General features: G+C 45.0%; 14 protein-coding genes and 1 riboswitch. Of the genes, 7 read left to right on the forward strand and 7 right to left on the reverse strand.

Translation table 11 applies throughout. The features are described from left to right. Positions 1-53: 53 nt before the first annotated feature. The 5 genes from hpf to mgtE all read left to right on the forward strand — a co-directional run bounded on the left by hpf (position 54) and on the right by mgtE (position 3,457). On the forward strand, positions 54-341 hold the full coding sequence (hpf, locus tag DUN60_RS12435) for a ribosome hibernation promoting factor (protein WP_004735302.1): 288 nt from the start codon (positions 54-56) through the stop codon (positions 339-341). Position 342: 1 nt separating this feature from the next. Next, on the forward strand, positions 343-804 hold the full coding sequence (gene ptsN / locus DUN60_RS12440; protein WP_004738707.1) for a PTS IIA-like nitrogen regulatory protein PtsN: 462 nt from the start codon (positions 343-345) through the stop codon (positions 802-804). Between the two features lies 1 nt (position 805). Then, entirely contained in the window at positions 806-1,675 is an 870-nt protein-coding gene (rapZ, locus tag DUN60_RS12445; RefSeq protein WP_114634037.1) for an RNase adapter RapZ, read from the forward strand. A gap of 2 nt (positions 1,676-1,677) precedes the next feature. Continuing rightward, positions 1,678-1,953, forward strand: a complete 276-nt coding sequence (locus DUN60_RS12450) for an HPr family phosphocarrier protein (protein WP_004735299.1) — start codon at positions 1,678-1,680, stop codon at positions 1,951-1,953. Between the two features lie 148 nt (positions 1,954-2,101). Continuing rightward, positions 2,102-3,457, forward strand: a complete 1,356-nt coding sequence (gene mgtE, locus DUN60_RS12455; protein WP_004735298.1) for a magnesium transporter — start codon at positions 2,102-2,104, stop codon at positions 3,455-3,457. 163 nt (positions 3,458-3,620) lie between these two features. On the opposite strand, the gene pmbA is transcribed toward mgtE, so the two are convergent. Further along, complete coding sequence (gene pmbA, locus DUN60_RS12460; RefSeq protein WP_017086694.1) at positions 3,621-4,964, reverse strand: metalloprotease PmbA; 1,344 nt, start codon at positions 4,962-4,964, stop codon at positions 3,621-3,623. A gap of 118 nt (positions 4,965-5,082) precedes the next feature. Here pmbA and yjgA point away from each other — a divergent pair, with 118 nt between their 5' ends. After that, positions 5,083-5,607: a ribosome biogenesis factor YjgA gene (gene yjgA, locus DUN60_RS12465; RefSeq protein ID WP_017083748.1), complete on the forward strand. Its 525-nt coding sequence runs from the start codon at positions 5,083-5,085 to the stop codon at positions 5,605-5,607. Between the two features lie 108 nt (positions 5,608-5,715). On the opposite strand, the gene thiQ is transcribed toward yjgA, so the two are convergent. The 5 genes from thiQ to mpl form a co-directional block, all read right to left on the reverse strand. Next, positions 5,716-6,420 (reverse strand): thiamine ABC transporter ATP-binding protein, encoded by a 705-nt coding sequence (gene thiQ, locus DUN60_RS12470; protein WP_020477151.1) that lies wholly within the window; start codon positions 6,418-6,420, stop codon positions 5,716-5,718. Then, the gene (thiP, locus tag DUN60_RS12475; protein ID WP_061023522.1) at positions 6,420-8,033 is read right to left on the reverse strand and encodes a thiamine/thiamine pyrophosphate ABC transporter permease ThiP; all 1,614 of its coding nucleotides are present in this window, start codon (positions 8,031-8,033) and stop codon (positions 6,420-6,422) included. Before thiP ends, thiQ begins: the two co-directional genes overlap by 1 nt. A 124-nt stretch (positions 8,034-8,157) precedes the next feature. Further along, positions 8,158-9,150, reverse strand: coding sequence for a thiamine ABC transporter substrate binding subunit (gene thiB, locus DUN60_RS12480; protein ID WP_114634038.1), 993 nt, complete (start codon positions 9,148-9,150; stop codon positions 8,158-8,160). A 53-nt stretch (positions 9,151-9,203) separates the two neighbouring features. Further along, a riboswitch (TPP riboswitch) is annotated at positions 9,204-9,323 on the reverse strand. A 43-nt stretch (positions 9,324-9,366) separates the two neighbouring features. Continuing rightward, positions 9,367-9,990: a flavin prenyltransferase UbiX gene (locus DUN60_RS12485; RefSeq protein ID WP_016787846.1), complete on the reverse strand. Its 624-nt coding sequence runs from the start codon at positions 9,988-9,990 to the stop codon at positions 9,367-9,369. Between the two features lie 38 nt (positions 9,991-10,028). After that, on the reverse strand, positions 10,029-11,387 hold the full coding sequence (mpl, locus tag DUN60_RS12490; RefSeq protein ID WP_114634039.1) for a UDP-N-acetylmuramate:L-alanyl-gamma-D-glutamyl-meso-diaminopimelate ligase: 1,359 nt from the start codon (positions 11,385-11,387) through the stop codon (positions 10,029-10,031). 270 nt (positions 11,388-11,657) lie between these two features. On the opposite strand from mpl, the gene fbp reads away from it, so the two are divergent. Then, positions 11,658-12,668 carry a class 1 fructose-bisphosphatase gene (fbp, locus tag DUN60_RS12495; protein WP_004735289.1) on the forward strand — a complete coding sequence of 337 codons (1,011 nt, stop codon included), beginning with the start codon at positions 11,658-11,660 and terminating at the stop codon, positions 12,666-12,668. A 90-nt stretch (positions 12,669-12,758) separates the two neighbouring features. Here fbp and DUN60_RS12500 read toward each other — a convergent pair whose 3' ends face one another. Next, positions 12,759-13,112 (reverse strand): gamma-glutamylcyclotransferase family protein, encoded by a 354-nt coding sequence (locus tag DUN60_RS12500; RefSeq protein ID WP_114634040.1) that lies wholly within the window; start codon positions 13,110-13,112, stop codon positions 12,759-12,761. Positions 13,113-13,155 lie beyond the last annotated feature (43 nt).

Consider the following 13,155-nt stretch of genomic DNA (forward strand, 5'->3'; position numbering starts at 1 on the left):
TAGTTAACTATTAATTTGGTTATAACCTGGCAACCAACTGAAAAGGAAAGTCTATGCAAATCAATATTCAAGGCCATCACGTTGATCTTACCGATTCAATGCAAGACTATGTTCGCACTAAATTCGACAAACTTGAGCGCTTCTTTGATCATATCAATAGCGTTCAGGTTGTTTTAAAAGTTGAGAAAATCAATCAAATCGCGGAAGCTACCCTGCATATAAATCAGGGGGAAATCCATGCGACAGCAACTGATGAAAGCATGTATGCCGCGATTGATTCATTGGTTGATAAACTCGTCCGCCAACTCAACAAGCACAAAGAAAAGCTAAGTAGTCACTAACATGCAATTAAGCGAAGTACTTTCATTGGACTGCACCAAAAGTGCAGTCCAATGCACAAGCAAAAAAAGAGCCCTTGAGCTCATCAGTCAGATCGCTGCAGAAAGCTGTGGTCAAGATTCAACAGAACTGTTTGAGTGCATGTTGAGCCGTGAAAAAATGGGCAGTACTGGTATTGGTAATGGCATCGCTATTCCTCATGCTCGTATGAATGTCAGTGATAAAGCGATAGCTGTATTACTACAATGCCAAGACCCAATCGAATTTGATGCGATTGATAATCGTCCTGTCGACCTACTATTTGCCCTGCTTGTTCCAAGTGAACAGTGCAAGGAGCATCTAAAAACCCTTTCATGTATGGCAGAACGACTTAACGACAAGCAGACTCTTAAACAGTTGCGTAATGCTCAAAGCGATCAAGAGCTTTACGACATCATGATCCAAGTGCCAACTTGCGAGCAATAACATGCGATTAATCGTTGTGAGTGGCCAATCTGGGGCCGGTAAAAGTGTTGCGTTACGAGTCCTTGAAGACTTGGGGTATTACTGTGTGGATAATCTGCCAGTAAACCTGCTAAGCGACTTCGTCGAATCGGTACGCGAGATCAATCAAAACGTCGCTGTTAGCATTGATATTCGCAACCTACCGAAAGAACCGCAGTTAGTTACAGAGACACTAGAACAACTAGAAGCCGCCACTGATATTGATGTGAACGTTTTGTTCCTAGACGCAAGTAAGCAAACGCTACTCAAACGCTACAGCGAAACACGCAGAATCCACCCTTTATCGATCGGCCAAGAAAAGTTATCTCTTGAGCAAGCGATTGATTTAGAAAAGACACTCCTAACACCTCTCGCAGAGCAAGCAAGCATTGTGATTGACAGCAGTGACTGCAACCTCTACGAATTGAGCGAAAAGGTTCGATTTAAAGTTGAAGGCAAAGAGAAGCAAGAGCTGATCATTGTCTTTCAATCTTTCGGTTTCAAATACGGACTACCAAGTGATGCTGACTATGTGTTTGATGTTCGCTTTTTGCCAAACCCTCACTGGGAACCAGCACTACGACCATTAACGGGTCTTGACGCACCCATTCACTCTTTTCTTGAAAAACACTCAGAAGTTCTTGAACTCAAGCAGCAAATTCAAGGCTTTGTTAAGCAGTGGTTGCCAATGTTAGAGAAGAATAATCGCAGTTATCTAACGGTCGCGATCGGTTGTACTGGCGGTAAACACCGCTCGGTTTACCTAACTCAGAAAATTGGTGAATACTTCGAACAACTTGGCCATCAAGTTCAAATCAGACACGCCTCCCTAGAGAAGCACCAACAGGGCTAACCATGGAATTAACTCGAACTGTACTGATCCAAAATCGCTTGGGTCTTCACGCTAGAGCAGCCGTAAAATTGGTTGAGCTTGCACAAAGCTTTGATGCAACCATCACTATCCATAGTGAAGAAGATAAAACGGCAACAGCAGACAGTGTAATGGGGCTACTTATGCTGGAGTCGGCGCAAGGGCAACACATCACTATCCAAGCCGCAGGCACCGATTCACAGCAAGCGCTTGATGCCGTTTGTCACCTAATTGAAGACCGGTTTGATGAGGGCGAGTAGCAAAAACGCTTCACTCACAACATCTAAAACTCAAACCACGCATCAACCAATATTAATTCTTAGTTCTACCTAAGTTAATGATTTAAATAAGCCCCAGAATTAAGTTACTATTCCAAGCATTGTTAGAATAATGAGATAGGAGGAAAATATGGCAGAGCAATTAGAATTCGACCAAGCTCACCAAACCCTCCAAGAAGTCAGCGAAGCCCTAGAAAACGGCCGATTTGTTCACGTACGCCGACAACTTCAGGATATGGAACCTGAGGATATTGCACACCTTTTAGAAGCCTCCCCTCGCAAAAGTCGTGACGTACTCTGGCAACTCACCGATCCAGAAGACTACGGTGAAATTCTTGATGAGCTAAACGAAGATGTCAAAGATGCTCTTGTGTCAAAAATGGCACCAGAAACTTTGGCAGAAGCGACCGAGGGTATGGAAACCGATGACGTCGCGTACGTACTTCGAAGCCTGCCGGACGATGTTTCTCGAGAAGTCCTTTCCCAAATGGACTCTGTCGATCGTGCATTAGTAGAAACTGCCCTTTCGTACCCTGAAGATTCAGCGGGTGCGTTAATGAACACCGACGTAATCACGATCCGCGGTGATGTCGATGTTGAGGTCGTACTGCGTTATTTACGTATGCGTGGTGAATTACCTGACGCTACCGATGCATTATATGTTATCGATGACGACGAACGCCTCATTGGTAACCTATCGCTCAGCACACTGATTACAACCCAGCCTGATGTGTCTGTTTCAGAAGTGATGGAAGATGCCGACGAAGCGATCGCCGTTGAAACCAGTGCCTCTGATATCGCCAGCCTGTTCGAACGTCGTAACTGGGTGTCAGCTCCTGTTGTCGATGTAAATCAACATCTTGTAGGTCGTATCACTATCGATGACGTGGTTGATGTTATCCGTGAAGATGCCGAGCACTCAATGATGAGTATGGCGGGTATGGACGATGACGAAGATACCTTCGCACCGGTCGTAAAATCCGCTCGTCGTCGTAGTGTATGGCTAGGCGCAAACGTTTTGGCAGCACTCGCGGCAGCGTCTGTGTCGAATATGTTTGAGGCCACACTGAATGAGATGGCCGCGATTGCTGTTTTGATGACTATCGTACCGTCCATGGGTGGGGTTGCAGGTAACCAAACCGTCGCTCTAGTGATTCGTGGTTTAGCGCTTGGTCACATTGGTGACAGTAACAAACGCGAACTGCTACTCAAAGAAGCCTCTATCGGCTTCCTTAACGGCATTCTATGGGCCGTTATCATTGGCGGCATAGTGGTTGCTTGGAAAGGCAATTGGATCTTGGGAGGCATCATCTCAGCAGCGATGATGACAAACTTGATTGTCGCGGGTATCGCCGGTGTAACCATTCCTGTGATGCTGAAGAAGATGAATATCGACCCTGCCCTTGCAGGCGGTATGGCTCTGACCACAGTAACCGATGTGATTGGCCTATCGGTATTCTTAGGCCTAGCCACCATTCTTATCTAACTCATGCTTATCTAACTCATACTTATCTCGTGTGAATAAACAGATAGCCGATTCTAAGACGGGATGCTAAATACAAAAAGGGAGCCAGAGGCTCCCTTTTTAATAGGTCAGATTTACGCTTCAGGTTTGAGCTTCAGGTTTAAACTAAAGCAAATTAAGCAAATTACTCACCCGCGACTTTCATCGATTCAAGCAAGATAGAACCGGTTTGAATTTGTGAACGAGTTTCAACGTCGTTACCTACCGCTACAATCTGAGTGAACATATCTTTTAGATTGCCCGCGATCGTCACTTCCGATACTGGGTATTGGATCTCTCCGTTCTCAACCCAGAAACCTGCAGCACCACGAGAATAATCACCTGTCACGGTATTAACGCCTTGACCCATCACTTCAGTCACAAGAAAGCCTGTGCCTAACTCTTTTAGCATCTGCTCAAAGTTTTGACCGGTCGATTTAACGAACCAGTTATGAATACCACCCGCATGACCTGTTGGCGTCATATCCATTTTACGTGCGGCGTAGCTCGTTAGCAGGTAAGTTGCTAACACACCGTCGGTGATGATTTCACGATCTTGAGTGAACACACCTTCGCTATCGAATGGGCTTGAAGCCAAACCACGTAAGATATGTGGACGCTCAGAGATATTGAACCAATCTGGCAAGATTTTCTGACCTAGATGGTCCAGTAAGAACGAAGACTTACGGTAAAGATTACCACCGCTAATTGCCATCACAAGGTGGCCAATTAGACCTGTAGCGACATCGTTCGCGAACATAATTGGATATTGGCCTGTTGGTAGCTTTTTAGCATCCAAACGGCTGATGGTTTTTTCTGCCGCTTCTTGACCAACACGCTCAGGCGCCCATAGCTCATCACGATGACGTGCAACGGTATAGCTGTAGTCACGTTCCATTTCACCATTAGCGCCTTGTCCAATCACACAGCAGCTCGTGCTATGGCGGCTTGAGGCGTAGCTTGCTAGTAAGCCATGGCTGTTACCATAAACCTTAACACCATAGTGACTGTCGTAGCTTGCACCATCACTTTGTTTGATCTTGTCGCTATAAGCTAGCGCTTGCTTCTCAGCAGCAATCGCAATCTCAGCGGCATAGTCGGGGTTTGGTTCATCAGGGTGGAAAAGATCCAAATCTGGAATTTCTTTTACCATGTATTCTTTTGCTGCAGGACCTGCAAATGGGTCTTCAGAAGTGTACTGAGCGATATCAAGCGCAGCCGCGACTGTTTGAGCAATTGCCTTTTCACTCAGATCAGATGTAGATGCGCTGCCTTTTTTCTGGCCGCGGTAAACAGTAATACCTAGAGCACCATCACTATTAAATTCAACGTTTTCCACTTCACACATACGTGTTGAAACACTTAAACCCGTTGACTTAGTAATAGCGACCTCAGCTGCGTCTGCACTCACTGATGCCATATCCAACGCTTTAGCTACTGCGGCTTCTAGCTCAACTCTTTGCTGGGCGACTTGCTGTTTTACATCCATATCTATTCTAATTTTTTAGGTCAATATTACGTAGGATAACAAGAATTTCGCTTTCTCCCCAAGATTCTTGCTAAAATAGGCAATATATTCGTTTGAGATAGTGACATAGGCAGAAAAGATGGCTCGCAAAAACCAAAAAGCCCCATGGGAACCAGAAGAAGAAATCATCTGGGTAAGTAAGACAGAAATGAAAACGGACATGGATGCCCTGCAAAAGCTGGGAGAAGAGCTTGTTGAACTTAAGCCTTCTATTCTTGATAAGTTCCCTTTGTCTGAAGACCTGGCACAAGCGATTAAAGATGCACAACGCTTTAAAAATGAAGCAAAGCGCCGTCAGCTTCAATACATTGGTAAAGTAATGCGCAATGTAGATCCAGAGCCAATTCAAGCGGCTTTAGATAAAATTCGCAACAAACACTCTCAAGCAACAGTTGAACTACACAAACTAGAACAACTGCGTGACCGCGTTGTTGCAGAAGGCGATGCTGCCATTTCTGACGTTATGGAAATGTACCCTGAAGCAGACCGTCAACGTCTTCGTCAGCTAGCTCGCCAAGCTAACAAAGAGAAATCAGCGAACAAACCAGCGAAGTCTTCTCGCGAGATCTTCCAAATCTTAAAAGAGCTAAAGCAAGGCGACTAATCTTCGTCTCCCTTTACTCAGAAAGATAATAAAAGACCTAGCACATGCTAGGTCTTTTTGTTTTCGACTTACTCAATATCAAAAGCCATCAAGACCAATACTCAGTCGTCACTCACCCGCTTTAACAAACGAGCTTAATTCTTGCTGTGGATGAGTAGCGGTCAGTACCTCTATCGAGTCTTCAACCAACACCTTACCTAGCGCCACAAAAATAAACTTATTCGCGATACTGCGTGCATCACCTAAATGATGCGTCACCATCAATACCGTAATATTTCGTTCTGCCGCTAATCGCTTCACTAAGCTAAGCATCTCCTCGCGCAGCAAAGGATCAAGCGCAGAGAAAGGTTCATCAAGCAACCAGATATCATGAGGCTGAACAAAACAGCGGGCTAACGCGACACGCTGGCGCTGGCCACCCGATAAATGCTCAGGCAATCTATCTAAATACTCTGCAACACCTACTTGTGCGGCTGCTTGCTCAACTTTGAGCTTTTGGGTTGCTGTAAGCTTTAATCCTGGATGCAGCCCTAAACCAATATTTTCACGTACGGTGAGATGGGCAAAAAGATTGTGTTCTTGGAACAGCATAGCCAATGGGCGTTGATGTGCCTCTTTACCAATAAGCGATTGTCCTGCCACTGATATCTCACCCGATGTAGGCTCTATGAATCCCGCGACTAGCGCCAACAACGTTGATTTACCAGCGCCACTCGGCCCCATCAACGCGACAATGTCGCCCTGCTCAGCTTGGAAATCAAAGCGAAACAACTCTCGGTGATAGTGGTAGTCCACCTCTTTCATCACTAACATCATCGGTTCCTTAACTCTTTAGCATTGGGCTTTGAACTTCGAGTAAATAAAAATTCTATTAAGCTAAAACTGCCCACACTCAGCAGCAGTAAACTCACAGAAACCACCGCCGCAGCTTCCATTTGATAGCTGCCTAACAATTGGAATAGATACAAAGGCAGCGTTCTAAAATCTTGGCTACCAAACAAGGCAATGGCACTCAAGTCCCCCATCGCCAGCATAAAGCTAATAGAGAAGGCTTGCGCCATTGGTTTACGTAGTGCGCGCCACTCCACCAGTCTAAAACGTGTGAAACCTGTCATTCCCAAGCTTGCACACACGTATTGATACTGTTGAGATAAATGCAACATAGGTTGGGCTAAGGTTTTAATCACATAAGGCAGTGCCATTAAGCTATTCACGGCAATCACAATAAAGAAAGCTAAGCTAAATACATCGGTAAATGAACGCAGTAATAAGAAGAGTCCCGTACTGATCACTAACCCTGGTGTCACTAAGATAATGGTACCAATCAGCTCGATTTTATCGGCTCTAAAGTTCTTATTCTGCAAACGCCATGCACGACTGGTCAGCAGTATCGCAATACCAATACCGACAGCAATAACACTTGCTAAGGACGCAACTTTAACTGAGGTCATTAACGCAGCCCAAAACGGTTCGCTGCTGAGCACAATCAGTGCTTGTGAGTTAATACCACTGACGATAACCATGGCTAATGGCGGCAATACCAGCATTGAGACTACTATGATCCAAAAGCTATCCCAAGCTTTTGACCACCAGCTGTCCTTAACCAAATATTTCTCTTCCGACAGCTGACTGGCTGTCACGGAGATAGGCTTAGACAAGCGCTGAATACTCACCGCTAATACACCACACAGCAGCATTTGCCATATCGCGAGTAACGCACCAGCCTGTAGGTCAAAATCGAACTTAATCGCTTGATAGATTGCCAACTCGATAGTGGTCGATTTAGGACCTCCACCTAGCGCCATCACGGTAGCAAAGCTGGTGAAGCACAGCATGAAGACTAGGCCACACACATGAGGCAGTTGCTGTCTCAATCGCGGCCATTCGACCCATTTAAATTTATTCCAATGACTCATACCCAAATGAGCACACAGCTTATGTTGCTCGGCAGGCACGGTATCCAAAGCTTGTAAAAGTAAACGACTGGCATAGGGCAGATTAAAGAAGACATGTGCGAGTAAAATGCCATTCAATCCATAGATGGAGAATGGTAATTCAATATCGAAGTTCGCCAGAAATTTAGCTAACCAACCACTGTTGCCATAAATAGCAAGCAAACCAAACACACCGACTAACACAGGCAGAACCAAGGTCGATGCGAACAGCCTTAACAACAGAGCTCGCCCAAAAAATTGCCTGCGACACAAAGCATGAGCAATAGGTATAGCAAAGCCAACACTCAGCACAGTTGAGAGTGTCGCTTGATAAAAACTGAATTTCGTTACGTGCCAATAGTAAGGATCGGACCATACTTGGCTGATATCAAGAGAAGGGGCATTGCTAAGCAATGCCCCAACTGCTGAAACCACAAAGGCGGTAATGAGTATCGCAACCCAGATCCCGACCTTAGGTGTTTTCTTTATCATAAATTGATTTTTTACCGTAAGTGGTTCACTCAGTTAATATCGAACGAACCTTTAAATACAGAAAGTTAGAAAGCTGAGCTTTAGGAAACTCATCTTTAGAAAGTTAAGCTAGAAGGCTAATCCTTTAAAAAGTAAGTGCACTCTGCCATTCACGAATCCATGGCTTACGCTTAGCAGCGATTTCTTCAGGCGTAAAACTCAGAGCTTTCTGCGGTACTGTTAACTGCTCGAACCCTTTTGGTAGCTCGATATCCGTCACTGGGTACATCCAGTTGCCCGTTGGCATCGCCGATTGGAATTCATCACTTAAAATAAACGCCATAAACTCATCGGCCAGTTTTTCATTTTTGCTGCCTTTAACTTTCGCTGCCACTTCCACTTGAGTGTAATGACCTTCTTCAAAGCTTGCAGCTGCATACTTAGAATCACTTTCTGCAATGATGTGGTAAGCAGGAGATGTTGTGTAAGACAAGACTAAGTCCGACTCCCCATTTAAGAACATAGAGTAAGCTTCAGACCAACCTTTAGTAACCGTAACCGTTTTCTGAGCAAGTTTCTTCCAAGCTGCCGTCGCTTCATCACCGTATACCGACTTCATCCATAGCATCATGCCTTGACCCGGCGTTGATGTACGTGGGTCTTGGTAGATAACCTTAAGGTCGTCACGCTGCTCAACCAGTTCTTTCAAGCTCTTAGGTGGGTTTGCTAGTTTCTCTTTGTTATAGATAAACGCAAAGTAACCAAAATCATAAGGAACAAAGGTGCTGTCGTCCCAGCCGTTAGGAAGTGTCACTGAAGACGTATCAACATTGTGCTCAGCCAATAAGCCCGTCGCTTTCGCTTCAGCCATCAGATTGTTATCTAGGCCTAACACGATATCAGCTTTGCTGTTACCACCTTCAAGACGCAAGCGGTTCAGAATCGATACGCCATCTTCTAGCGCGACAAAGTTCACATCGCAGCCACACTTTTCTTCAAATGCTTTTTCAACGGCAGGACGAGGGCCCCAATCCGCAGCAAAAGAGTCATAGGTATAAACCGTTAGGGTATTGTCTGCAGCAAAGGCAGAAAAAGAGATGGCTGTAGTAACAGCAAGAGTTGTTAATGTAAATTTCACTGGACGCTCTCCATGGTCTGAGCGGCACAGGTTTGAGGGAGGAGAACGGTAGAAGTTGTTCCTAACTCAATTCCTACGCCAGCATTATCTGGTTCAGGTTTACGGGTCCCAAGCACTTGCTTGATCTCAGCTCGCATTCATTATTTGAATGGTTCGCTCCCCGATGAGTGTTCAGAATTGTAATTAGAATTTTAACAATAAGCTATCAAGTTTGGATCAATTACGTTGATCGTAACCCCAACGTGGCACTAAACCTTGCTCGATGCCAAGATGATCCAAAATGCGCGCCACCATAAAATCGACCAGATCTTCAATCGACTTAGGTTGATGATAAAAACCCGGAGCGGCAGGCATAATCGTCACGCCCATAGTCGATAGCTTATGCATGTTCTCTAAGTGCAGCGTCGAGAATGGCGTCTCACGAACCACCAACAACAGTTGGCCTCGTTCTTTCATGACCACATCTGCAGCACGCTCAATCAGATTATCCGATAAGCCATGAGCAATTGAAGCCAAGCTTCCCGCTGAACATGGACAAACGACCATCTGCTTCGGCGCTGCAGAACCAGAGGCAACCGGTGAGAACCAATCATCTTTGCCACACACCACCAGCTTTTCTGGGTCGCAACCTAAATGCTTAACCAAAGCTTGTTTCGCTGCATCGGGCCCTGCAGGTAACTTAAGTTCATGCTCGGTTGCCAACACCACTCTCGCTGCCGACGATATCAGTAAATAGACCTGATAATCCGCCGCCAAAAGGCATTCAAGTAAACGCAAGCCATAAGGCGCACCTGATGCACCAGTGAAAGCGAGGGTTATAGCTTTATCGTGTTTTGTCATGTTCTCAATTACTTCAAAATATAAGGTCGTGGATGCCGTTAGCCTTTGAGTGCCAACGCATCCAACAATTTCTGGTGAATACCACCAAAGCCACCGTTACTCATTACTAAGATTTGGTCGCCCGCTCGTGCTTCTGAGACAATTCTAGCAACGAATGCATCCATGTCATCACTTACGTGCGCGGGTTGATGGCACGCGTCGGCAACATCTTGTACAGACCAATCAATGTTATCTGGTTGGAATAAGTAGGTAGAATCCGCCTGTTTGAGCGAATCAGCCAAGGTTTCTTTATGCACACCACGCTTCATGGTGGCAGAACGAGGCTCTAAAACGGCAATGATTTTTTTCGTATCGACCTTATTACGTAAGCCACCCAGAGTAAGTTCAATCGCTGTAGGATGATGAGCAAAATCGTCATAGACGGAAACACCTGCCACTTCGCCTTTAAACTCTAAGCGACGCTTGGTATTAATAAAAGTTGCCAGTGATTCACATCCTAAGTCGGGTGTCACACCAACATGTCTTGCCGCCGCAATCGCCATCAAGGCATTACTTACGTTATGATCACCAACCAAATCCCAGTCTACGGTTCCAACACATTCGTCTTGGAAATAGACCTCAAATTTGGAGCCATCTTTAACCAGTTTCTTGGCATCCCAATCACCAAGTTCGCCGCTCGATTCAGTCTCACTCCAACACCCACGAGATAGAACATCTTCAATAGCCGTATCTTGCTTCGGTGAGAAAATACGACCATTACTTGGCACAGTGCGAACCAAATGATGAAACTGTCGCTTGATCGCTTCAAGATCATCAAAGATATCCGCATGATCGAACTCAAGATTATTCATGACCAAGGTTCTTGGGTGGTAATGAACGAACTTAGATCGTTTATCGAAAAAAGCACTGTCGTATTCGTCGGCTTCAACCACGAAGAACATGCTTTCACCAAGGCGAGCAGATATACCAAAGTTACCCAACACACCGCCAACTAAGAAGCCCGGTGCATAGCCACAATCTTCCAAGATCCAAGCCAACATGCTTGATGTAGTAGTCTTGCCATGCGTTCCCGAGACCGCAAGAACCCAACGGTCATGCAGTAGAAATTCTTGCAACCATTGCGGGCCAGATGTGTATCTAAGGTTATTATCCAATACATACTCAACACACGGGTTACCACGACTCATGGCATTACCGATAACCACGAGATCAGGCCTTGGCTCTAATTGACTAGGGTCGAACCCTTCAATAATCTCAATCCCCTGAGACTCCAACAAGGTGCTCATTGGAGGATAAACATTCGCGTCACTACCCGTAACCTTGTGACCTAATTGACGAGCCAATACCGCGGCACCACCCATGAAGGTGCCACAAATTCCTAAGATGTGAATATGCATATATTGCTTCCAAACGCTTGGCTAAATGAGCCATGTCTAAATCAAACTACTTGCACTCATTATCATTAAATGGCGATTAAAAGCGAGCAGCAATGCAAAACAAATTTAGTCGACATAGTAAGTGAGATCTGTGTCGCTTAGTTCATTACCATTAAAAAGATCTAACCTTTAGAATTTAGGTAAGCGTCTAGATGAATAAAGCCCACTCAAGAGGCCTAATCTACAGTGCTCAAATCCCCCCTAATATTGAGAGAAGTTTAAGGAAATAACATGTCTGAGATGCGCACCCTTGGTGAGTTCATTGTTGCAAAACAAAGTGACTTTCCCCATGCAAGTGGTGATCTATCATCCCTTTTGTCATCAATTCGTCTTGCTGCGAAAATTGTTAACCGTGAAATCAACAAAGCAGGTCTTGTCGACATTACTGGCGCTGTTGGTACAGACAACGTTCAAGGTGAAGAGCAACAAAAGCTAGACCTTTACGCGAACGACAAATTTAAAGCGGCTCTAGAAGCTCGTGACCAAGTTTGTGGTGTTGCAAGTGAAGAAGAAGACGAAGCTGTTGCCTTCAATAAAGAGCTCAACAAAAACGCAAAATACGTTGTTCTGATGGATCCACTTGATGGTTCTTCAAACATCGATGTGAATGTATCGGTTGGTACGATCTTCTCTATCTACCGCCGAGTGTCACCGATTGGTACCCCACCAACACAAGAAGATTTCCTACAGCCTGGACACAAACAAGTCGCAGCTGGTTACGTAATTTACGGTTCTTCAACCATGCTTGTTTACACAACAGGTGCTGGCGTAAATGGTTTCACCTACGACCCATCACTGGGTACCTTCTGTCTATCTCATGAAAACATGATGATCCCTGATGAAGGTAAGATCTACTCGATCAACGAAGGTAACTACTTCCGCTTCCCTACCGGTGTTAAAAAGTACATCAAGTACTGCCAAGAAGATGAGCCGAGTGATAACCGCCCTTACACCTCTCGTTACATCGGTTCTCTAGTATCAGATTTCCACCGTAACCTGCTGAAAGGCGGCATCTACTTATACCCAAGCACACAAAGCCACCCTCAAGGTAAACTGCGTTTGCTTTACGAGTGCAACCCAATTGCTTTCCTTATGGAACAAGCGGGTGGTATCGCTTCAGACGGTGCTCAACGTATCATGGACATCAAACCAACTGAGTTACACCAACGTGTACCTTTCTTTGTTGGCTCAACAGACATGGTTCGCAAAGTAGAAGAGTTTCTTGAGCTTAACCGAGACTAATTTTCTCGTTTATTTCTCAAAATAACGTCATTAAAAAAGCCAGCATTTATATGCTGGCTTTTTGTTTGATAACTCTAGGAGACATAACGGCTAACAGATGTCCCGCTTACACCAGTCACCCGAAAGTATTTCTTTATTAGCTGTTAGATCAAGCTGATACAAATATACCCATGCTAATCCAAATATAGTCTCTATTTGCTCGCGACGATACTCAACAGGAACATCTTCTAGCCGATCGAGCGACTCCAAAATTTCGTCGTTAATGATATAGACCTCGCCAGCGACACTTTTCTTTCCGAAAATCATCGCCGGATACGCAACTAAATCAAAAAGTGCGTATTCCTCAGGTGTGTCAAACCTTCCTAAACACTCACACTGTTTTAAATAGTGGTGGTTCGATTGATCTTTTCTCAATGTCCCATAAACAAAAACGAGGTGCTGCATACTCACTCCCTAGCATTCGTCATCCGCTAATCAATCACCGCTT

The sequence above is a fragment of the Vibrio splendidus genome (assembly GCF_003345295.1).
Lineage (GTDB): Bacteria > Pseudomonadota > Gammaproteobacteria > Enterobacterales > Vibrionaceae > Vibrio > Vibrio splendidus_K.